This is a genomic window from Vibrio sp. 10N.261.54.A5 (genome assembly GCF_041471145.1).
In the GTDB taxonomy this organism is placed as follows: Bacteria; Pseudomonadota; Gammaproteobacteria; order Enterobacterales; family Vibrionaceae; genus Vibrio; species Vibrio crassostreae_C.
The window spans coordinates 1-22,760 of sequence record NZ_JBFRNU010000009.1; the positions used below are offsets into that span (position 1 = coordinate 1).

At 41.9% G+C, this 22,760-nt stretch carries 21 protein-coding genes, 1 riboswitch and 1 other annotated feature; of the genes, 5 read left to right on the forward strand and 16 right to left on the reverse strand.

Annotation, left to right across the window (positions count from 1 at the left end):
- Nucleotides 1-13: 13 nt before the first annotated feature.
- The 12 genes from AB4329_RS02795 to AB4329_RS02850 form a co-directional block, all read right to left on the reverse strand.
- Complete coding sequence (locus AB4329_RS02795) at nucleotides 14-307, reverse strand: hypothetical protein (protein WP_372137636.1); 294 nt, start codon at nucleotides 305-307, stop codon at nucleotides 14-16.
- Between the two features lie 33 nt (nucleotides 308-340).
- Nucleotides 341-715 (reverse strand): hypothetical protein, encoded by a 375-nt coding sequence (locus AB4329_RS02800; protein ID WP_372137637.1) that lies wholly within the window; start codon nucleotides 713-715, stop codon nucleotides 341-343.
- Nucleotides 716-771: 56 nt separating this feature from the next.
- Nucleotides 772-1,152, reverse strand: a complete 381-nt coding sequence (locus tag AB4329_RS02805; protein ID WP_372137638.1) for a hypothetical protein — start codon at nucleotides 1,150-1,152, stop codon at nucleotides 772-774.
- A gap of 388 nt (nucleotides 1,153-1,540) precedes the next feature.
- On the reverse strand, nucleotides 1,541-3,886 hold the full coding sequence (locus AB4329_RS02810; protein ID WP_372137639.1) for a hypothetical protein: 2,346 nt from the start codon (nucleotides 3,884-3,886) through the stop codon (nucleotides 1,541-1,543).
- 5 nt (nucleotides 3,887-3,891) lie between these two features.
- Nucleotides 3,892-6,105, reverse strand: coding sequence for a hypothetical protein (locus AB4329_RS02815; protein ID WP_372137640.1), 2,214 nt, complete (start codon nucleotides 6,103-6,105; stop codon nucleotides 3,892-3,894).
- A 244-nt stretch (nucleotides 6,106-6,349) separates the two neighbouring features.
- On the reverse strand, nucleotides 6,350-7,087 hold the full coding sequence (hisA, locus tag AB4329_RS02820; RefSeq protein ID WP_136981599.1) for a 1-(5-phosphoribosyl)-5-[(5-phosphoribosylamino)methylideneamino]imidazole-4-carboxamide isomerase: 738 nt from the start codon (nucleotides 7,085-7,087) through the stop codon (nucleotides 6,350-6,352).
- Nucleotides 7,088-7,130: 43 nt separating this feature from the next.
- Nucleotides 7,131-7,745, reverse strand: coding sequence for an imidazole glycerol phosphate synthase subunit HisH (gene hisH / locus AB4329_RS02825; RefSeq protein ID WP_017060268.1), 615 nt, complete (start codon nucleotides 7,743-7,745; stop codon nucleotides 7,131-7,133).
- A 9-nt stretch (nucleotides 7,746-7,754) separates the two neighbouring features.
- Nucleotides 7,755-8,843 carry a bifunctional histidinol-phosphatase/imidazoleglycerol-phosphate dehydratase HisB gene (hisB, locus tag AB4329_RS02830; protein WP_017067390.1) on the reverse strand — a complete coding sequence of 363 codons (1,089 nt, stop codon included), beginning with the start codon at nucleotides 8,841-8,843 and terminating at the stop codon, nucleotides 7,755-7,757.
- A 129-nt stretch (nucleotides 8,844-8,972) separates the two neighbouring features.
- Entirely contained in the window at nucleotides 8,973-10,013 is a 1,041-nt protein-coding gene (hisC, locus tag AB4329_RS02835; RefSeq protein WP_372137641.1) for a histidinol-phosphate transaminase, read from the reverse strand.
- A gap of 9 nt (nucleotides 10,014-10,022) precedes the next feature.
- A complete protein-coding gene (hisD, locus tag AB4329_RS02840) occupies nucleotides 10,023-11,324 on the reverse strand; it encodes a histidinol dehydrogenase (RefSeq protein ID WP_017065318.1) in 1,302 nt (433 codons plus the stop codon).
- Nucleotides 11,324-12,220 carry an ATP phosphoribosyltransferase gene (hisG, locus tag AB4329_RS02845; RefSeq protein ID WP_017060264.1) on the reverse strand — a complete coding sequence of 299 codons (897 nt, stop codon included), beginning with the start codon at nucleotides 12,218-12,220 and terminating at the stop codon, nucleotides 11,324-11,326. The genes hisD and hisG overlap by 1 nt, the downstream gene beginning before the upstream one ends.
- Nucleotides 12,221-12,273: 53 nt before the next feature.
- Nucleotides 12,274-12,409: a sequence feature (His leader region), on the reverse strand.
- A gap of 190 nt (nucleotides 12,410-12,599) precedes the next feature.
- Nucleotides 12,600-14,192 carry a Na+/H+ antiporter NhaC family protein gene (locus AB4329_RS02850; RefSeq protein ID WP_017060263.1) on the reverse strand — a complete coding sequence of 531 codons (1,593 nt, stop codon included), beginning with the start codon at nucleotides 14,190-14,192 and terminating at the stop codon, nucleotides 12,600-12,602.
- A 112-nt stretch (nucleotides 14,193-14,304) separates the two neighbouring features.
- Nucleotides 14,305-14,482: riboswitch (Lysine riboswitch) on the reverse strand.
- A 364-nt stretch (nucleotides 14,483-14,846) separates the two neighbouring features.
- Here AB4329_RS02850 and AB4329_RS02855 point away from each other — a divergent pair.
- Nucleotides 14,847-15,257, forward strand: coding sequence for an H-NS family nucleoid-associated regulatory protein (locus AB4329_RS02855; RefSeq protein ID WP_017060262.1), 411 nt, complete (start codon nucleotides 14,847-14,849; stop codon nucleotides 15,255-15,257).
- 194 nt (nucleotides 15,258-15,451) lie between these two features.
- Here AB4329_RS02855 and AB4329_RS02860 read toward each other — a convergent pair whose 3' ends face one another.
- Complete coding sequence (locus tag AB4329_RS02860) at nucleotides 15,452-16,756, reverse strand: inosine/guanosine kinase (protein WP_017060261.1); 1,305 nt, start codon at nucleotides 16,754-16,756, stop codon at nucleotides 15,452-15,454.
- 102 nt (nucleotides 16,757-16,858) lie between these two features.
- Entirely contained in the window at nucleotides 16,859-17,128 is a 270-nt protein-coding gene (locus tag AB4329_RS02865; RefSeq protein WP_010439986.1) for a hypothetical protein, read from the reverse strand.
- A gap of 204 nt (nucleotides 17,129-17,332) precedes the next feature.
- On the opposite strand from AB4329_RS02865, the gene mnmA reads away from it, so the two are divergent.
- The 3 genes from mnmA (at nucleotide 17,333) to purB (ending at nucleotide 20,644) form a co-directional block, all read left to right on the forward strand.
- Nucleotides 17,333-18,469, forward strand: a complete 1,137-nt coding sequence (mnmA, locus tag AB4329_RS02870) for a tRNA 2-thiouridine(34) synthase MnmA (RefSeq protein ID WP_017060260.1) — start codon at nucleotides 17,333-17,335, stop codon at nucleotides 18,467-18,469.
- A gap of 43 nt (nucleotides 18,470-18,512) precedes the next feature.
- The gene (gene hflD, locus AB4329_RS02875) at nucleotides 18,513-19,130 is read left to right on the forward strand and encodes a high frequency lysogenization protein HflD (RefSeq protein ID WP_372137642.1); all 618 of its coding nucleotides are present in this window, start codon (nucleotides 18,513-18,515) and stop codon (nucleotides 19,128-19,130) included.
- A 143-nt stretch (nucleotides 19,131-19,273) separates the two neighbouring features.
- Entirely contained in the window at nucleotides 19,274-20,644 is a 1,371-nt protein-coding gene (purB, locus tag AB4329_RS02880) for an adenylosuccinate lyase (RefSeq protein WP_017083261.1), read from the forward strand.
- Between the two features lie 329 nt (nucleotides 20,645-20,973).
- Here purB and htpX read toward each other — a convergent pair whose 3' ends face one another.
- On the reverse strand, nucleotides 20,974-21,837 hold the full coding sequence (htpX, locus tag AB4329_RS02885) for a protease HtpX (protein ID WP_010439977.1): 864 nt from the start codon (nucleotides 21,835-21,837) through the stop codon (nucleotides 20,974-20,976).
- A 277-nt stretch (nucleotides 21,838-22,114) separates the two neighbouring features.
- On the opposite strand from htpX, the gene AB4329_RS02890 reads away from it, so the two are divergent.
- Complete coding sequence (locus AB4329_RS02890) at nucleotides 22,115-22,282, forward strand: hypothetical protein (RefSeq protein ID WP_017060256.1); 168 nt, start codon at nucleotides 22,115-22,117, stop codon at nucleotides 22,280-22,282.
- Nucleotides 22,283-22,396: 114 nt separating this feature from the next.
- On the opposite strand, the gene bioD is transcribed toward AB4329_RS02890, so the two are convergent.
- Nucleotides 22,397-22,760: ATP-dependent dethiobiotin synthetase BioD (bioD, locus tag AB4329_RS02895; protein WP_372137643.1), on the reverse strand; the 364-nt coding region annotated here is incomplete at its 5' end.

Sequence of the window (22,760 nt, forward strand, 5' to 3'; positions counted from 1 at the left end):
GAAGTATAATAAGTTATACTAAATTACGAGACTCTAGATCGACAATTAATTGCTCTTGAAGATCTCTTACCTTATTAAAAAGTGATGTTTTATTTATGGTTATGTTCTTAAGTTTTCGGTGATATAAAAAGTTGGACAGGACAAACTGACAACGATCATCCGTGAACAATACTTGATGTCGTATTTTTTCAGGCGCTAACCTTAAGGTGGTGAGCTGATAAGCTTGTTCAAACAGTTGGTCAGACATTTTTATAAGCAAATCATCAGCACTTTCATCAATCATTCTCAGAATGTGTTTCTCGCTCATAAACGCCTCTCCTAGCCTTATCTAAGGCTCAACTTAATGTTGCTTGATACTTTCATTCATCGCTCGCTTTATCAGTTCTTGTGCAACTTCTGGTTCAAAATGGTTGAAAGTCAACAATTCTCCTTGCATTGCATCATAAAGAGCCAACATCTTTTTATCTAATGATTGAATTGAAACACCATTATCACTGGTGACGATGTGGAAATGACTGTGGATTGAAGTTGACGATAGTAGCAGGTCTAGAACTTCTAGCTGTGTCATTAAGGATTCAGCTTGTTCGATAGCATTTTGTGCAAAAGGTGGATAGTGGTTTGGGTTTACAGGCTTGAAAGTAAATCGACATCCAACAAACACTGGCATTAGTTCGATCTGGTATCCCGTTGAATCGATTTTTATTGTAGCTGCCATAGCCTTACCCTCTGCCAATTGATTGCCTCATACAAATACAGTGAAACAACATGTAGTTAGTGAGAAAATTTGTACTCGAACGAAATTCCGTCATGTTTAGCTAAGATATGTGCCAAATCATCGGCACTAAGGAAGTCTTTCATTCTTCGGAGGGTGCATGAGATAAGGAACAAAATTATTTGTGCTTCTTTCGCCAGGGACTTATGAGTTAACAAGCGGTATGTGGAAAGATCGTGGTTATCTTTTATCGCTTCAACATAGCTTCTGTCCAATTCACCACTGTTTAAGCCATCAAGAATCTTTTGGTGAAAATCTTCTTTCGTTTTCTGTATGAATGCCGTCTTTAGATGATCTTTAGCGGTAAGTAGGACTAAGAGACGTTTATCTCTGTCAAGCATCTGCTCATTTGATTCGTAATGGAACTCTTGTTCAAACATACATACCTCTCATAGGAAATGGTCGACTAAATATATTAGCCAAGTGGAGGTATACAATTTTGATCTCCACTATTACTTCATACAAACACAGTTTAACATCCTTACCAGGGGGTCATAAAGTGAAAATCTATTTAAATAATTACTATTGTTTATGATCCCCCTCTAATTTAGCATGAAAAGGTTAGTGTTGTAGTCCTGCTACTAATCTTTATTGGGTTAGTTATTCAAGATAGCAAGTAGTAAATCAACCTAGCTCTCTATAGGAAAAACACACTGCCAGCAGTGTGTCCTTTCTATCGCATCAGCCTCTATTGATAAGGGTCATAAAGTTTAACGTATTGTAAGAATAAAATTTTTTTGTGACCCTTTAACTTTTGCCTATGCTTTACTAATCATCCTGCTTTGATAAAGCTCTCTTTGCTAATGGATGAAAGTAATACGGTACTCGCTTATTCTTTGTATTACCAATAGGAGTTCCGTGCTCTATTCCCAGTATTTTCAGAAGTATGTTTAGTCGAGTTGTGGCTGTATTGGGTTTATCTTTATCCTTAATATCCATTTTCATAAGCATGTTTTGATGGCGTTTATCAAAACAATTAATGAAATTCTCTTTGTTTATGATTATGCTTTTAAATAAGCTTTTCTTGTCCACGCTATTTAAAATTTCAAATGTACTATCTGTAGTCAACTCACTTAATTGCAAAGCAGATGCAATACTAACCAGTTTATAAGCAGGGTGGGTTTCTTTTACACCATGTGTTACTTGTAGGAATAGTTTTGCAGCTTCAATATCAAACATATGATAAAATTCAACAACTTCTTTAATTACATCTTTAACTGGTATATCTAGAGTTTTTGCAATCTCCCAGCGCTGGAGGGCAAAACGATCTGTGACCGTTAATGCTGAACTAGTTTTAAGCTGATAGTATTCAGAATCTTTTAACACTCTTGCTTTCGGTATACTTTCCTGCTCTTCTTCTTTTATAGTCGGAGTTTTCTCCGAGTGTAGCGCAGATAATGATATCGGATGTACTATTACATTAAAACCTAGTGCTTTTAACGTTTCTTTTAAAGCAAGTGGTTGGTCAAATTTTAATAGAGCCTCACGCTTTATAAATTCGCGCTCGAGTCTATCATCTATCGTTTCATTTTCCTTTTGAGCAACACCCAACTCAGTGATATCAGACCACATATTAACTTTATGTGATACTGCAAACCTAATCTTACTTGCTTTACGTAATCTTCTAGCTAATTGTATGAGCTGAAGTGGTTGCAATACATTATTACTTAACACCATAACTTCATCACAAAATGGTGTTTTTATGTCAAACCCTTCACGTAAACTAGGACTCACAATAACGGTTCTATACTTGGCTATTTCTTCATTCGGATTTTTTAAAAAATCGGCTTGTTCTTTGAATGATTTAACTTGGCTATGTACTACTAAAATACCTGACTTAAGCGCAGATTTAATACAAGCATACCCCGATTTATCTTTATAGCCGCTTTCAGATAATAATCTTTCTATCATTCTACGACTATCACATGCGATAAATTGACTTTTAGAGTCCAACAACTTTTTAGAAATTAATGTTTCTGTTACTTCGACTAATTCTTCAACATGAGCTTCAATATTTTGATACAGTGTAGTAGGAAAGTTGACTATGGTTATATCAGCTATACTCTTTCGATACTCGTTAACAAAGGTACTTGTTACTTTATCACTTGCATCCGCATCCATAAAAATTAGCTTTCTCTTTCTATCCTCTAGCAACTCGCCTATTCGACTACGAATAGTTAATTTTTGCTTTAGTGGTATGTAAGTCACATTTGGGTCATATAAGGCTTGAAGAACTTTCTCGCACTCATCAAAGATAATCGTGTCAGTCTGTTTCAACTTATAATAATGAAAGTCATTGACAATAGCGTTGATAGTCAAACTGAAATGATCTGCATCTTCAATTTTATGCATCTCATCATCATAAATAGCGAGCTTCACATTTTTTGGCTTATGTTGCCTAACGACACTGATCAAATTACTAATAAGTGCTGTTTTTCTCCCTTTTTTCTTCTCTCTCATACACATGCGAATCGCATGATATGTTTTACCTGTTCCCGTGCCTGCTCGTACAACGAATACACCTCGGTTATATTCATCAAAAGCTCCAAAACGCATGGGTTTAAGAGGGTCAAATGGATAAGAAGTTTCTATCGATACTGTTTCTTGTACAGCCTTTTTGACTGGGCAAGGTGACAGATTAATTATTGATTTAATTTCTTGTTCATGTTTATTAAGCTCATCAGCTACTAGCGATATTGCTTGATTTCTTTGTAAAGGGGCTGTAATACTTTTTACCGCAGCATAAACAAGAGCCTTAATCTCTTTTGAACTTGGGAACTCTTTATATACAGAAAGTAGATACGCAAGTTTAGGAAGCTCTTTAGATTGAGAAACTAACCTTTTATCCGTATCAGAATCAATAATCAAAACATTACGTTTTATACATATCAGTGCTATTTTTTCAGCAAAAGCGCAAGAAAATGGGAAATAAACACTATTGATATCGTTGTCTTTTGCACGATGTATATCAATAACTTCCCCTAGGGCTTTCACCCCACTTCGTACTACACGAGTTATATCTTGATTCATCAAGGTTTGAGGAATTGTAGATCTTTTACCCACATAAATATCTACCAGTTTTTTGGGGGGATTTTTAATCACCTTATAAATCATAAGTGTTAACTCAATTTGTAGTGTCGATTTTTATAACGATTCAAATTCTCAACCGCTGACTTAACACCTGGATCTTTCATTAGCACCAAGAAATCTTCCAACATCATTTGTGCATTTTCTTCAATCGTACGCTGTTCAGCTTCTACATAAGCATCATATTCGTCATCTGACATTAACTCGACTGATAAATCAGATTCTTTCTGTTCAAGATCTAGTGCTGCATAGATTCGCTTCGCCATACTAGAGTCGATATACATAAACGTGTCTTGTTCAAACTCTGCATTACATAAAGATGAAATTTTGTTAGCTACTTTTTGACTAATTCGTTTAAGATAACTTGCTGACGTCATGTTATAACCTGCTTGCACATCAGCCTTATTAACGTTCATTTTGTGAAAAACCAAGCGTTTTATTTCATAATCTTTTAAGCCAACTTCAGCGGCTTTCTGTTGAAACATAGCACGGAATGATCCAGCAGTAATGCGCAGGCCAGTTGACTCTTTCAATCGGTCAATAAACATGGAAGGATTTGCGTTCATTTTATTATTCAGATAGGCATTGCATAGTAGGTAGCGATGACAAGCTAATTCACTTACCTTAACATCTCGTTCTTGCTCTACTGCTTTTATTGCCACAAAATCGATTGTATTCATATCCTTGAGGCTTTGGATTTTAGTATCATAAGGTTTAGAAACCTCTTCACAGAACTGTCCATAGAGTGATTTCAATGCCTTAACTATTTTAAGGGCTTGATTGTTTAAGAATAAAACAAAGTTATCATCGCTAATCCCATTATGATTTTTGATATTTTTACGTTGCTCTTCTTTCCATGTGATTGATCCTTCCCTGAGGTCAACTTGAGACCATTCTATACGTACTGCATCTTCAGGACGAAAACCTGTGAACATAAGAAACTCAAAAAATAATGAGTTAAGTTTATAACTTCGTACATCCGTTTTAGTATTACGTAGATTAGAAGTTGATTCGTTTTTTTCAAGTCGATAACTGCGCAGCTCTTGTACACCTCGCCACATTGTAGGATAGTTTTGATCAGGTAACGTTTTATCCTTCCTAACTGAGTTGCCACCAGGATTCACCCAAGTTTTTTCTTTAGAAAAGAGTATAATAGAGTTTCGCATATCCCAGCTAGAATCATGCTCTTGCATTAGCAAGTTACCCTTATCGATAAGAGTTCTAACGTACGTAAATACTTTGTCAGCTTGTCTACCAGTCGGCTGTTTATTATTTTGATGCTGATTCTTTTCAATAGCCTTACGAAGCTGGCTATGAAGCTTTTTCGCTTCAGTGAAGGTTAGTGAGTTAAAATCTCGATCTAAGATACCAATCCCAACAAAATAGTCTTTGGTTTTCTTATTTGGATATTTAAAGTCAGTTTGTCGCTGAGCTTTATAAGACAGGTAGTCTTTTTTCGTACCTAAATAGTTAAAAGCAATTCTATCGTACTCATTAACTGTACTTTGCTTCAACTCTTGACCACGTTCTCCCCTCACCTGCATCTCATGAAGTTCACGAAAGGTCTTAATGGCTTTATTTTCATAGAAATGAGTAGCAGGGACTTCCTTGTTTTTTTTAATAAATGTATTGCGAATGTGGGCAGCATTTTGTCTTGCTTGTTCTACAGATTCAGTTCTAGCATTTGCCACCACTTTAGCTGTCTGATGACCTAACTTACCATCTTTACCTCTTAATCGATAAGTAATATAGAATGATGCTTTTCCTGTTGCTGATACTTCCAACTTAAGATCTTGAGAGTTAGTTGAGGAATCTTTGTATCTAATAACCGTCTTCTCATAACCAGTCAAACTACGTAATGCAAATACTCGTTTGAGCTGAGTTTCAACCGAGGTATCAGTAAACTCCAGTGAGCAAATACTTTTCGTTACTTTAATTCCTTGAGCAGGTAGAAGGTTTTCTTTTAAGTCAGACTTTAAATTTTGAGCAAGAACTTGAACTCTTATGCGTTCTTGAAGTATTTCATTTTTCGAAGCAGAAAGTTCAAGCTTACCCAGTGTATATTTCCAATCTACATTGAGCGGGAATGCCTTAGGCCGACCTAAATACACATAGTTCATAGCAGAGCGAGTTATCTCAATCAGTACCCAACTTTTATCTGGGCGGTACAAGCCAGGAGCAAATGTTTCTTTCGCTAACTGATCGATAAGTTGTTCAATTCGTCCCGTATACTCATGTATCTGCATAAATAGTCACCTGCATAGTAATTCACACTTACGATAGCAAACACAAGCTGAAAAATCAGCAAGAAATCAGCATGAGAAATATGGAAATTCGTCAAACTTTATACATCGACAATGTCAATAGTAAATTAAAACATCAAAAAACCCACCTAAGTTATTAATTTAAGTGGGTTTTTATACTTACCTGCTATTTTTGGTTAACTAGAAGCAAAAAATACAAATCAACAACTTAGCATATCGCAAGGAATTATGCGCTTTGCCAACATGCAAATGCCTCCTCTGCGGTAAACTTGCCATCAAGTAGCGCACGACCCACAATCACACCCGCAACACCGCTGCCTTTAAGCGCTTCGATATCAGCTAGGCTGCCAATGCCGCCCGATGATTGGAATTGCACTTGTGGGTACTGCTTACAAAGATCAACATAGAGCTCTACGTTTGATCCTTCTAGCGTGCCGTCACGTGAAATATCGGTACACAGCACGTGTTTAAGGCCAACCGTGAGGTAGTCTTCAATCAGCGCTTCAATAGTCACACCTGAATCTTCTTGCCAACCTGAAATCGCCACTTTACGTGTGCCGCTTTCATCAATGTTGATGTCTAGAGCCAGCACGATTTTTTCCGCGCCATACTTCTCCATCCAACCTTTCACCAACTCAGGTTGCTTAACGGCTGTAGAACCAACCACAACGCGCTGTGCGCCAGCTTCTAGCAGATCAACGACATCTTGTTCGTTACGCACGCCACCACCAATCTGGATGTTCGCAGGCGTGCTAGCAAGGAGCTTAGCAATCAAGTCTAACTGACGAGCCGTTGTGTCTTTTGCGCCCGTTAAGTCAACAAGGTGCAGCCAGCCAGCGCCAGCTTGGTGGTACAGATTAAACTGCTCTGCTGGGTCTACTTTGTATTCTGTTACTTGCCCGTAGTCTCCTTGGAATAAGCGAACTACTTGGCCTTCAATTAAATCTAACGCGGGAATAATCATTTACATTCCTTATATGGCAACGTTAGCCGCTGCCTAATCCTTATTACAATTCCAAGAAGTTCTGAATCAGCTTAGAGCCAGCTTTCGAAGATCGCTCTGGGTGGAACTGAACACCATAATAATTGCCACTTTGAACCGCCGCAGTGAACGGATTACCGTAATCACATTGTGCGATTGTGTAGTCGCCCACTGGCATTGCGAAGCTATGAACAAAGTAGAAGTATTCGCCTTCTTCAATGTCTTTAAATAGAGGATGATTAGGTGTTGCCGTTACGGTGTTCCAACCCATGTGTGGTAATGGCAAGTCGCCCGTTTCAAGTAAACGAACTTCACCATCACACAAACCTAGGCATTCAACTAACTCATCAGCCTTTTGACCTTTCTCTTGAGACAGTTTGCCTAACAGCTGCATACCTAGACAGATACCCAGCAGAGGCTTCTCAACTTGCTTGACAAGGGTAACAAGGTCACGCTCTTGCAGGTTCTTCATTGCCTCACTTGCTGTACCTACACCGGGTAGGAATAGCTTGTCGGCAGCAAGAACCACTTCTGGTTCTTTTGAAATTTCAACTGCGTAGCCCAAACGTTCAATCGCAAACTTCACCGATGAAACGTTGGCACAACCAGTATCAATAATAACGACTTTTTGCTCTTTCATACCGAACCCTTACAGAACGCCTTTGCTGCTTGGTAACTCGTTACCTTCAACTTTGATTGCTTGGCGAAGAGTACGGCCAAACGCTTTGAACAGGCTCTCAATGATGTGGTGATCATTATTGCCATCAGAAGAAAGGTGTAGCGTACAAGCCAATGTATCAGTTAGAGAACGGAAGAAGTGAACCACCATCTCGGTTGAAAGATCACCCACTTGCTCACGGCTGAACTTAGCATCGAACTTCAGGTATGGACGACCAGAAAGGTCTAACGCACACTGAGCCAAACACTCATCCATTGGTAGGCTGAAACCAAAACGGCCAATACCACGTTTGTCGCCTAGTGCATCTTTCAATGCTTGGCCTAAAGCAAGAGCGGTATCTTCGACTGTGTGGTGATCATCGATGTGCAGATCGCCTTTCACAGTCAGGTTCATTTGGAAACCACCGTGTGTCGCGATTTGATCAAGCATGTGGTCGAAGAAACCCATGCCGGTATCGATCTTGTTGCCACCGGTTTCATCAAGGTTTACTGCAACCTTGATATCTGTTTCTTTAGTGGTACGAACTACTTCAGCAATACGCGCATTAACCGTCAGATCTTTAACGATTTGTGGCCAGTTAAGCGTGCCTTCAGTTTCCGCATCCGGGCTATATTGAATACCGCGGATTGCCATGTTCTCTGCCAGTTGAAGATCCGTCATTCGGTCGCCAATCACAACAGAGTGTTGGAAATCGACTTTACCGCCTTGTAGGTACTCTTTAACCATACCCAGTTTAGGCTTACGGCAAGAGCAGTTGTCTTCGTCAAAGTGAGGGCAAATAAGCACGTCGTCAAACTTAACGCCTTGAGATTCGAAGAACTCCATCATCATATTGTGTGGTGCATCGAAATCTTCTTGTGGGTAGCTATCGGTACCTAAACCATCTTGGTTAGTCACCATCACTAGACGGTAACCAGCATCTTGCAAAGCAAGCAGGCTAGGAATTACTCGCGGTTCGAATTTTAGCTTGTCTAAACGGTCTACTTGAAAGTCAACTGGCGGCTCAACAATTAAGGTGCCGTCACGGTCTATAAAAAGTATTTTCTGTTGTTTACTCACTTGAACTTCCTTTTAATTTTAAATCTGGTGGCCTAGCTAAAATCAAACGCTAACCCAAAATATTGGTTTCACTTGCCAGCCCAATTAATCAACTCAAACTGGCAAATGTTATTACTGGTAAGCCTTTCATTACTGATAAAAGTTACGAATGAATCCAAGTGTCTTTTCGCACTCTTCGCGGTTACCAATACTAATACGAACACAGTCTTCAATAGGTGAATTACGCAAAATAATGCCCGTATCCCAAGCCGCTTTAAATAACTCATCGCCGTTCGGGAATTTCACCAGTAAGTAGTTACCCCAGCCATCAAAAACCGTCACTTGAGGCATACCTAATAGACCCGCCTGCAAATACGCTCGGTTAGCACTTAAATCCAGAACTTGGAACTTAGCTCGCGCGAGTCCTTGCTCTGAAAGTGCTTGAACGGCAATGTCAGCAACAGGGATTGGCACTGGATAAGGAGCAATCACTTTCAACAGTACATCGATAAGCTCTTTGTTCGCTAGCGTAAAGCCACAACGTAAGCCCGCCAAAGCAAAGGCCTTCGACAAGGTGCGCAGAATCGCTAGGTTTGGATATTGCTCAAGCAAATCAACGGTTGACGCTTCTGGACAAAAATCGATATACGCTTCATCCATCACCACAATCGCTTTGTCTTGTGTCATTTCAAGCAACTTGATGATGTCTTTGCGATCAACCAAATTACCGGTTGGGTTATTTGGGCTACAAACAAACACCACTTTTACGTTGTCGAGCTGAGCTTCGATAGCTGGAAGATCCAATTGCCATTCAGAAGTCAGAGGCACAACCTTACGCACAACACCAATCGTCTCTGCACTGATTGCGTACATACCGTAAGTGGGTGGGCAGTAAAGAATAGCGTCTTCGTTCGGCTCACAGAAAGCACGAATCAGTAATTCAATACCTTCGTCAGCACCACGCGTTGTCAGAGTTTGCTCTGATTTCACGCCTGCGTATTGAGCGTAAGCATCAATCAGCTCTTTTGGCTGACATTCGCTGTAACGGTTAAGACGAGACAAGTTCAGGTTGTACTCGTTATCAAACGGAGATTCGTTGGCGTTTAGCCATACATCACCAGTACCGCCTATGCGTCTTGCAGACAAGTAAGGTGTTAGAGCCTGAACTTGTTTTCTTGCTAACTTTTCCATGCCCTACCCTTATTTCGCTTTATTTAACTTTTCAACTCGGATAGTCACAGCGCGTTTGTGTGCATCCAAACCTTCGGCTTCCGCCATTGTTACTACTGTTGGCGCTAGGCCTTTCAACCCATCGGCTGTTAGCTCCTGCACCGTCATTCGCTTAGAGAAATCAGCCAAACCTAGGCTTGAATACGTCTTGGTATAACCGTAAGTCGGAAGAACGTGGTTTGTGCCGGATGCGTAGTCACCTGCAGATTCTGGAGACCAGTCACCAAGGAAAATTGAGCCTGCATTATCTAGCAATGGCAGCAATTCACGTGGGTTCTTGGTTTGAACGATCAAGTGCTCAGGACCGTAGAAATTCGAAATCGCAATCGCTTGAGTGATCGATTCAGCAATGATGATTAAGCTTGAAGCCAATGCTTGCTGAGCGATGTTCGCACGAGACAGTTCTTTCAGTTGCTTTTGAACCGCTTCTGTTACTTGGTCTGCAACCACTGGAGATGGAGTTACCAATACTACTTGAGAGTCAGGCCCGTGTTCCGCTTGGCTCAACAAATCCGCTGCAATGAAGTCTGCATCAGCCGTTTCATCAGCAATCACTAACACTTCAGATGGGCCAGCTGGCATATCAATAGCTGCTCCGCGGAAGTCATTACTCACTTGGCGCTTTGCTTCCGTAACGTAGGCATTACCTGGGCCGAAGATCTTATCGACTTTAGCCACACTCTCGGTACCGTAAGCCATTGCTGCAACCGCTTGACCACCACCAACGTTGTAAACTTCGTCGATCTTACAAAGCTTAGCGACATACAAGATTTCATCAGCGATTGGCGGAGGTGAACAAAGCACAACCTTACGACAACCTGCGATTTGAGCAGGAACACCTAACATAAGAACCGTTGACGGAAGTGGCGCACTGCCACCGGGAATATAAAGGCCAACAGTATTAATCGCGCGCGTCACTTGCTCACACACAACACCAGGCTGTGTCTCAACCTTAATTGGCTGCGGCTTTTGAGCTTCGTGAAACTTCGCAATGTTGCTATAAGCTTGCTCTAACGCTTGCTTCATCTCTGGTGTTAGACGAGCACACGCCTCTTCAATCTCACCCGAACTGACTCGGATAGATTCTGGAGTTACACCATCAAACTTTGCAGTCAGCTTTTTAAGCGCGGCATCGCCTTCATTTCGTACTTTTGCAATAACATCAGAAACAGTCGCTGTGATGTTTGCACCTTCAGTAATAGCTGGACGCTCTAATACCGAGTCTTGCTGTGATTCACTTAAAGATTGCCAAACAACGGTTCTCATCGTCACTACCCCATCATTTTTTCGATTGGTAATACTAGAATCGAGCTTGCACCCAACTCTTTCAGCTGTTCCATTGTTTCCCAGAACAAGTTCTCTGTACTTACTAGGTGCACGGCAACTTTGTCTTTGTCTGTAGATAGAGGAAGAACCGTTGGATCTTCAGCACCAGGCAGTAATGCTTTGATTTGCTCTAGTTGAGAGGTTGGCGCGTGAAGCATGATGTACTTCGACTCTTTCGCTTGTTGAACACCCTGCATACGAGTCAGTAGTTTTTCAATCAGTGCGGTCTTGTCTGCGTCGAAGTCGCCAACACGTTGAATCAGTGTTGCTTTCGATTGGAAGATAGCTTCTGCTTCTTTTAGGCCGTTCGCTTCAAGCGTTGCACCTGTAGAAACTAAATCAGCGATAGCGTCTGCAAGGCCAGCGCGAGGCGCGACTTCAACCGAACCTGTTAGCATACAAGTGCTGAACTCAACACCCTGCTCGTCCATGTAGGCTTTAAGTAGTTGTGGGTAGGTTGTCGCAATACGTTTGCCCGCTAAGTCTTGTGGGCCGTTGTATTCTTCGTCTTTATTAATAGCGATTGAAAGGCGGCAACCACCGAAGTCTAAACGACGTAGTGTGCGGAACTCTGAAGGCTCTTTAAGAGCAACACGATCTAGACGAACTTCTTCTAGTTCATTTTCACCGATGAAACCAAGGTCAACTACACCATCCATGATAAGACCTGGGATGTCGTCATCACGAACGAGTAACAAGTCGATTGGCATATTTAGTGAGTGAACCACTAGGCGCTCACCCATGATATTAAATTTAACACCACATTTTTTAAGTAGGTCTTGGCACTCTTTACTTAAGCGACCTTTCTTTTGAATTGCGATTCTTAGGCGTTGTGTCTGCATTGCTGTATCCCTGTGCAAATATTTGAATTTATTGATTATTTAAAAGCGCTAAAACTAAAAAACCCTCGGGGACTTTATCATCCCGAGGGTTTAAATCTAAATTCTTTTGACTTAACCTCCGGGAGTAATCTTGCTCCCGGGTATACGTAAATCTCCCCGAAAGACTAGATAGGGTGATGATGGTGATGAATGTTCATTACTAATTTACGCATACTTATCAGCTCTTAGGTTGTTTGCTGTCTTGTCTCCACACTAACTAAGCTGACATCCTTTTTCAACCATTTATTCGAACTTTTTTCACGAAACTTAAAATTAAATTAACAGGCACAAAAAAGGGAGGCAAACGCCTCCCTGATAGTTTACTGATTAACTTTCAATTTTAGCTTTTGCACGTCGCCATTTTGCAGCGAGAGAAGTAAGCCAATGCAAAACATACAGCAACAAACGTTAGAGACGCTGCGCCAAATGCGATGCCAATTGAAGATGTCATACCTAGAGTGATGAAACCAATGCACGATACGAACGCTACAGACAACGCGTATGGAAGCTGAGTCGAGACGTGGTCGATGTGGTTACAACGAGCACCAGTAGAAGACAGAATCGTCGTATCTGAGATTGGAGAACAGTGGTCACCAAATACTGCACCCGCTAGAACCGCACTTAGCATTGGAAGAATCAGTGCGATATCCGATGCTGCAGCCATATCACCCGCGATTGGTAGCATGATACCGAACGTACCCCAAGATGTACCTGTAGAGAACGCCATAACGCCCGCTAGAAGGAACAACATAACCGGTAACCAGTGGTAATCAATGCTGCCTGTTACTAGAGACGATAGGTAAGAACCCGTTTTCATGTCGCCGATAACAGAACCGATAGTCCATGCAAACACAAGAATCAGAATCGCGCCAAACATAGAGCTAGCACCGATCCACATTGTTCTTGCGATATCAGTCATAGATAGCTTTTGCTTGAATACTGTCGCTAGTGCTACTAGTAAGCCAATAACACCACCGTAAACAAGAGACTTACCTACATCCGTGTTTTCGAATGCGCCTAGAAGGTTGAATGCTTGGCCATCAGCAGCCAGCGCTTGGCCGCCTGTGTAAAGCATTGCAGCCACTGTCGCTACAATTAGCGATACGATTGGCATAACAAGATCAGAAACTGAACCGTTTTCGCTCTCTTCGATATCTAACTCTTCGTTTAGATCGTGAGCTTGCTTTTGATCGTTGTCACCTTCAAAGCCACGGCCTTGAGATGCTTCGATCTCATGCTCACGCATCTTACCAACGTCTAGACCGAACCATGCTACTGCGAACACCATTAGTAGTGCGAATACAGCGTAGAAGTTCATTGGGATAAGACGAACGTAAGCACCCAGTGCAGAATACTCTGTCACACCGTGTGTCACTAAGATGCCACCAATGATCGTGATGATGTAAGCACCCCAGCTAGAAGCAGGCATGATCACACACATAGGAGCAGCAGTTGAATCTAGGATATAAGCAAGCTTAGCGCGAGATACATAGAAGCGGTCTGTTACAGGACGAGAGATAGCACCAACCGCTAGGCTGTTAAAGTAGTCATCAACAAAGATGAATACACCTAAGAAAGCAGCAAGTAGTTTTGAACCACGTTTACTCTTAACGCGAGACTGTGCCCACTCCGCGAATGCGCGAGTACCGCCAGACAGTGTTAATAATGCCGTTGTCATTCCAAGAATAATTAGGAATGCAATGATGCTCATGTTCCAAGTGTTGATGCCACCATCTTCGATGAAAACACCAGATGCTTTAGTAAACACGTAGCTAGCTGCGTTACCTACTGAGTAATCAGCAAGTAGAATCGCACCCATGATGATACCGACACCCAAAGAAACCAATACACGGCGGGTAACAATAGCAAGGCTCAAAGCCACAAGGGGCGGAAGCAAAGATAAAGGTGATGTTGCAAAATCTATTAAATTCATGATCTTCAAAAACCAGTTTTTTATTTGGCTAGAGATCTACTGCAGACAAACTTGATACGGCTGACCAAGCTCATGTTGAACTAAGCGAAAGGGAAGTGAACACTTCACCCAACCCTACAGTAGCGCTCCATAGTTTAAAATTAAGACTATGGCAGTGTTGTACCTATTGAGCACAACCCCAGCAAATTGCTTAGATATACAATTTACTTCGGCAATTACACCTTTCATTCCCGTTCATTGGCATCACCCCAACGGAAGTTACTTTTTATAATTGCACCTCTACGTGCGATAACATTATTAACCGTGTAAACCAGAGTTTAACAACAAATTAACCAACACCTCGCATCAGGTAGCCGCAATTGTACTCATCAAGAGCAACAATGCAACATATCATTCCGAGAAAAATAGCTTTTTGTTAATGAACTAATCAATAGAAGAATAGTCTACATAAGTTGACTACTCCACCTGTCACATATCATTTTTTAAGATATTCTTAATAATTATTATAAATTCAATAGAAATACTGCTCTGAATTTTCAACTATTCATCTCACTTTTATATTTAAATATGTAATAGAAGAAATACTATTTGTTTTATTCCTAGGCTCTGTTTATTATTAGGAAGATTATTTAGTTTACCTTGATGGAAAATATCATGTCTGAATTAACAAAAACTCTATTAAATATCCGCAGCCTTCGTGCGTTCTCACGTGAATTAACTCTTGAGCAACTTGAAGAAGCGCTAGACAAGCTGACTATTGTTGTACAAGAGCGTCAAGAGTCTGAAGCTGAAGAGCGTGCTGCTAAAGCAGAGCAAGAAGCTAAGCTTTCTGCTATTGCTGAACAAATTGCAAAAGACGGAATTGATGTTGCCGATCTTATTGCTGCACTTTCTGGTGAAGCAAAATCTAAAACAACAAAAGCTAAACGCGCTCCTCGCCCAGCGAAATACAAATACGTAGACGCAAACGGCGACGAGAAGACTTGGACAGGTCAAGGCCGTACGCCTTCAGCTATCCAAGAACAGCTAGATGCTGGTAAATCTCTAGAAGAGTTTGCTATCTAAACATTTAGTTTACTTAGTGAGTAATCAATTACACGCTAAGCGATAGAATTAATATTTAAGTCGACCAAAGTATTATTTACGACTTCAATATATTCAGAAACAAAAAAGGCTCCTTTCGGAGCCTTTTTTATATTTGTACTATCAGTATTAGAAACCAACTGATACTGATAGTACTACTGATTAAAGAAAGTAACTTATCTTTCCCAGTACGCTTCTTCTAGGCTATCTTCTCTTTCAGGAAGGCCACGAGATAAACGTGGAGAGTGTTGAACCAACACTTCATAGCTAGCACGGTTAGAATATTTACAAACTTGTGAGAACGAAGAGTACGTCAAGAATGAATGTTGGTGTTTACTTGAGTTTGGCACGTTTTCTTTGTGGTACTTATTAGCAGCCATATCATGTAATAAAGCTGATAACGCAGCATCACCTGCACCATTGGTATTTTTGATCTTTTCTGGTCCACCCATGTATGGCGCAATGTGCGAATACACTTTAGTTGGGTTTTCACATAAATCTTTATGCGCAGGACGGCTAAATTCAAAACGGTTGAATTCCGCAATTGAACCTGGAAGTAAAGGCAGTGACGTTTCACGCTTAGCTGCATCTTCTGTATAACCAGCCATAAATAGGCCAACAGGTCCCGCAGTACATAGAACAAGGTCTACCCAGTCTAGCGCTTTATCTGATGCAGCCAGTGGATCGCTTTCACCCGTTAACGCTTCAGCTTCGTCTTCATTCATTGCAACAACCGTTACGTGTTGCTCAAGGAAATCTTTCCAGAATTCTGGATCATCTTGAATAACGAACTTAGTACCTAGTGTAAGAACGACTGGCACATCGTATTTCTTCGCGTATTCGATCGCTTTCATTGTTGCTTCAGGCATCGGGTCGCCTGGCTTACAGCGAACTAAATAAGCCGTTAAAACTAAAGCAGAAGCACTTTTGAAGATTTTTTCAGGAATGCTTTCTGGTTTTAATTGGTTCATTTGTCCTTCGCTAATTGCGAAAGTACGTTCACCGTCTTCTGTAATTAATGCAAAGCAGCGACCAATTGCGCCATCTACCCCTTGTAAATGGTTCAGATCCATTCTGCTTGATGTATTACATAAATAGCGATAACCGTAACTACCAATCTTAATATCTTGGCTCATTACACCTAACAGTGTAGAACGGTCATCCGCTAGCACTGAATAGTTGTGTAATGTGTTACCAATTGTGCCACCAGCGTATTCATTGGTAATCAGGCACTGCTCTTTTAATTCTTGATACAAAGATTCAGCGGCTGCGTCGCCAATAACCAGTGAATGTCCCTTGCTCAAACCATACTTCTCAATAAGTTCAGAACTCACCTTTGCTTCAATATCCACCAATGTTTGGTCAATACCGATAATATGAGTGCGTGACATTCTTTTACTGCTTTGAGCTTGGCTCACTAGAGGATCACGAGCGTGAACCGGAAAGTAGTGCTTTGATTTACGTTGTCCAGGGAATTTCATAGGGCTAGTCTAAGTCAAGGGGAAATAGGTGGCGGATTCTACCGCGCTATATTTAACGCGGCAATCTTTCAAACTATAGCAAACGTTTGCTGAAGGTTTTTTTTATTCGCCTTCCATAAAGCTTAAATCAGGCAGCATGCCCAAATGCTCTGCGTAACGTTTTTGATTAAACTCCGCGCCGTTTTTCATAACGTCAAATACTTCAATTGCCAGTGCACATGCCATAGCCGCAATTGCTTCTTCACGTGGAGTGCCTGTCATCATTAAACGCATCAACGTCTCTTTCACTTTCACTGGTTCGCCATCTTCAAGCTGGTTCTCGATGATCTCAATCAGCTCTTCTTCTTGCATGAATTCATTTTGTTCAGACATTTTTTTATCTCAGGTCTTGGATTTCGAGCGACTATGCCACATATACTTCTGACATCCTAGCGACTCACCTCGCTCTCATGCGATTCTCTAACAAAGTCAGCGCACTATTTGTGCAAATGAAACTGTGATTCCGGTCTCGGATCTGTCACGGCGTTTCTCTTTCTGTTAGAATCTGCGACCAAGTAATAGTAACGGTGTTTAGACATGTCAGATATCAGCTCTGGAAACAGCGAAAAGAAAGTAATTGTCGGTATGTCCGGCGGTGTAGATTCGTCAGTATCGGCGTATCTTCTTCAGCAACAAGGCTATCAGGTAGAAGGCCTTTTCATGAAAAACTGGGAAGAAGACGATAACGAAGAATACTGCACGGCAGCTGAAGATCTTGCTGATGCTCAAGCGGTATGTGACAAACTAGGTATCCACCTTCACACTATCAACTTTGCTGCAGAATACTGGGACAACGTATTCGAATACTTCCTTGAAGAGTACAAAGCAGGTCGTACACCTAACCCAGATATTCTTTGTAACAAAGAAATCAAATTTAAAGCATTCTTAGAGTTTGCGGATGAAGTGCTAGACGCAGACTACATTGCGATGGGTCACTACGTTCGTCGTACTTTCCCAACTCAAGAAGAGCTTGATGCTGGCGTAAAACCAGAAATGCTACGCGGTCTAGACAGCAACAAAGACCAAAGTTATTTCCTATACACGCTAAGCTCAGATCAAGTGGCACGCAGCCTATTCCCTGTCGGTGAATTAGAGAAGCCAGAAGTGCGACGTATTGCTGAAGAGCAAGACTTGATCACAGCTAAGAAGAAAGATTCAACAGGCATCTGCTTTATCGGTGAGCGCAAGTTCACTGAGTTCCTAGGCAAATACCTACCAGCACAACCGGGTAACATCGAAACACCTGAAGGCCAAGTGATTGGTCAACACCAAGGTTTGATGTACCACACGCTAGGTCAGCGTAAAGGCCTTCATATTGGCGGCACTAAAGGTGGTGGCGGTAACGAAGAACCATGGTTTGTTGGTGAAAAAGACCTTAAGCGTAATGTACTTATCGCAGTACAAGGTAAAGACCACCCTCTTCTGAAATCAGAAGGCTTGATCGCATCTCAACTTCATTGGGTAAATCGCACACCAATTACTGAAGTTATGACATGCACGGTAAAAACACGTTACCGTCAAACAGATATTCCTTGTACAATCATCCCAATTGATGATGAGAACATTAAGGTTATTTTTGATGAGCCACAAATCGCAGTGACCCCAGGTCAATCTGCAGTGTTTTACCAAGGCGAAGTATGTCTTGGTGGTGGTATCATCGAAAAGCGCATCTAATCAATCAAACGACAAACGATAGAAGACAACTAGGAGTTACTACGTGGCTAATACACTTTATGACCGTACTATTGCTTTCGCCGGAATTTGCCAAGCTGTGGCTTTGGTTCAACAAGTAGCGAAAGACGGCCATTGTGATAAAGATGCCTTTGAAGCTTCACTCAATGCCATTTTAAATACCAACCCAGCGAACACTGTGGGTGTATTTGGCCGTGAGGCAAACCTGAAGCTAGGCCTTGAATGCTTAGTAAAAGGTATCGACAGTACTCCTGCTGGTAGCGACATTACTCGCTACATCATCAGCTTGATGGCGCTTGAACGTAAACTATCTGCTCGCAATGACTCTATGTCACAGCTTGGCGATCGTATTCAAACTGCAGAGCGTCAAACTGAGCACTTCGATCTGTTTGACGAGCAAATGATCAGCAACCTTGCGAGCATCTACTTAGATGTTGTGAGCCCTATAGGCCCGCGTATTCAGGTTTCTGGTACGCCAGCTGTACTTCAACAGACGTCGAGCCAGCATAAGGTTCGTGCTCTGCTGCTATCAGGAATTCGAAGCGCTGTGTTATGGCGTCAAGTTGGCGGTAAACGTCGCCACCTTATCTTCGGTCGCAAGAAGATGATAGAGCAAGCTCAAATCCTGCTAGCTCGCATGTAATTTATTAGCTCGCGCCTCGTCGCGAGCTTGTTTTTTGTACCAACACAATTCTCACGCAAACGATTGCGCAATATGCGTGACAATTGAGATTGTTACTGGTATAAACCTCTCAAAATTTTGAAAACTCAATTCAGGAGAACACCATGGAACTGTCAGCATTGACTGCTGTTTCACCAGTAGACGGCCGTTACGGAAGCAAGACTGTTGCATTACGCAGCATCTTTAGTGAGTTTGGCCTACTAAAGTACCGCTCTATCGTTGAAGTTCGTTGGTTACAAAAGCTTGCAGCTACAGATGCAATCAAAGAAGTGCCAGCGTTTAGTGCAGAAGCTAACCAGTTTCTTGATGAACTAGCTGCTAACTTCAGTGAAGAAGATGCTCTACGTATCAAAGAGATCGAGCGCACGACTAACCACGACGTTAAAGCGGTTGAGTACTTCTTGAAAGAGAAAGTTGCTGGCGTTCCTGAACTTCACGCTGTAAACGAATTTATTCACTTTGCATGTACTTCTGAAGACATCAACAACACCTCTCACGCGCTTATGCTTAAAGAAGCTCGTGATACAGTGATTCTTCCAGAAATCCGTAACGTAATTGATGCTATCAAAGCACTTGCGAACGAGTACCGTGATATTCCATTACTGTCTCGTACACACGGTCAGCCAGCTTCTCCTTCTACAATGGGTAAAGAGATGGCTAACGTTGCGTACCGTATGGAACGTCAATACAAGCAAATCGAAAACGTTGAGATCCTAGCGAAAATCAACGGTGCTGTAGGTAACTACAACGCACACCTTTCTGCATACCCAGAAGTTGAATGGCACCAGTTCAGCGAAGAGTTCATCACTGAATCTCTTGGCGTAACTTGGAACCCGTACACAACTCAAATCGAACCTCACGATTACATCGCTGAGCTGTTTGATGCTGTTGCTCGTTTCAACACAATCCTTCTGGACTTCGACCGTGACGTTTGGGGCTACATCGCTCTTGGTCACTTCAAGCAGAAGACTATTGCTGGCGAAATCGGCTCTTCTACAATGCCGCATAAAGTTAACCCAATTGACTTCGAAAACTCTGAAGGCAACCTTGGTCTAGCGAACGCAGTATTTAGCCACCTAGCACAAAAACTTCCAGTTTCTCGCTGGCAGCGTGACCTTACTGACTCTACGGTTCTTCGTAACCTAGGTGTTGGTGTTGGCTACGCAATCATTGCATACACTTCTACTCTGAAAGGTATTAGCAAGCTTGAAGTTAACCGTGCTGCGCTACTTGCTGAGCTAGACAAAAACTGGGAAGTATTGGCTGAACCAGTACAAACAGTAATGCGTCGTTACGGCATCGAGAAGCCATACGAGAAGCTAAAAGAGCTAACTCGTGGTAAACGTGTAGATGGCGAAGGCATGCGTGCATTCATCGATGGTCTTGAAATCCCTGCAGACGAGAAAGTACGTCTAAAAGAGATGACGCCAGCGAACTACATCGGTCAAGCAATCGAGCTAACTGACAAGCTGTAAAATTCGAAGTTCGAATCACAGAATAGACTAAGGCTTCCCATGTGGAAGCCTTTTTGTTGAGCGGAACAAAGTGTATTGAGCACAAGAGTCGTTAGCAAAATAATACAAAGCCATCCCGCCTAATTGCCCTGCTCATATCAGTCCGTGCGATATCAATCAATGAATATCGTAACGCTTCATCACCAGTAACCCTCTATCACCAGACACATATCCCTCGGACACATAACTCCCAGAGACTTACTCTCTTGAATGACAAGATCAAAAAAGGCCTCCCGAAGGAAGCCTTTCAAATATATCTAGTCGATTAGCGACTGAAGAATACGCCGCGATTACATGTTACGTAAAGACGCAATACGCTTGTCTAGCGGTGGGTGGCTCATTAGAAGCTCTGTTAGAGACTTCTTACCGTTGATACCAAATGCCATCATAGAACCTTCTAGTTGTGGCTCATGGCTCACCTTTAGGCGCTCTAGCGCTGCAATCATCTTCTCTTTACCTACTAAGTTCGCTGCACCTGCATCGGCATGGAATTCACGATGACGGCTGTACCACATCGTAATGAAGCTTGCTAAGAAACCAAATACCAATTCCAACACCATAGACACACCGAAGTACACCATCATGTTGCTGCCACCCTCTTCTTCGTTGTCATTCGACGCAACAATGTTGGCGATGAAACGAGATAGGAAGATAACGAACGTGTTCACTACACCTTGCATTAACGTCATGGTCACCATATCACCGTTCGCGATGTGGCTCACTTCATGCGCTAATACTGCTTCAGCTTCATCACGCGTCATGTTGTGCAGCAGGCCTGTTGATACTGCGACCAATGAATCGTCACGCTTAGCACCTGTCGCGAATGCGTTGATGTCAGGCGAGTCGTAGATCGCCACTGTTGGCATACCAATACCAACTTGTTGAGATTGACGGCTTACCGTCTCCATCAACCAATGTTCTGTTTCGTTACGTGGGCTTTCAATGACCATGCCGCCTACTGAGCGTAGCGCCATTTTCTTTGACATCATTAATGAGATGAATGAGCCGCCAAAACCAAACACCGCAGCCATTAACAACAAGCCTGAAAGGCTTCCTGGTTGCATACCTGTGACTGCATATACAATATTAAGAACAACACTTAGTACCAATACAACCGCAAGGTTGGTTGCAAGGAACAACATTACTCGCTTCATTACTTATCTCCGCATGAAAGCTGTTTTTATAAAACTTATTGTTATAGACAAGGCAGACAGCAATAGATTCCAACCTTGAAGACTTATACTTACTTATACATATAGTCTTAGATTAAGAAAACAAGGTTAAGCATTAAATTGCAACATTTGATTACGAGATTGTAGATGAGTTAATCACGGTCTATTAGACCTAAGTCGTATGGTGTCGATATAACAATCCGTTTACAGTGACCTCAGATGATTTATTGGCTAGTCCATGTACAAAAAGGGAAGGATCATGGTTGAAGGTACTAACACTCAAATGGCTATCGATTTACTGTGCTGTCACCTAGGGATTACTGAAGAAGAAGCGAAAAAGCAGGTTGGAATCCTAACACCGCAAACGGCACAGACAAAAATCACAGAAACTCAGCAAGCTTTAATGGGACTGACTAAAGAACATTAGTTCTAAGCTTGTTTATTAAAAGACCGGTTGTTTATCAACTCAAGGTCTAAAGGCTTAAAATAGCAAAAGGGCTGCAATCGCAGCCCTTTTCTTATTTAGTACATAACGTGGTAATTAAAGCGCAAGCAAAGGCTGCACATCAATGTACTTACCAATGTTTTTAGACTTCGCTTTTGGGACGTAAGGGATTTCACCTAACTTAGGTGCACCTAACTTATCTTCAAGCATCGCAATAATATCTGCGTAGTGCTCAGTACCTGGATTGATACGGTTTGCGACCCAACCTACTAGGTTTAGGCCATCAGCACGAATCGCTTCTGCCGTTAATAGAGCGTGGCTCAAACAACCAAGTTTAATACCCACAGTCAGTACCACTGGCAGTTGCTCTTTTTTAACCCAGCTAGAAAGATATTCATCGTCTGAAACCGGGACTCGCCAACCACCAGCACCTTCAACTAACACGATGTCAGAGTTTTTC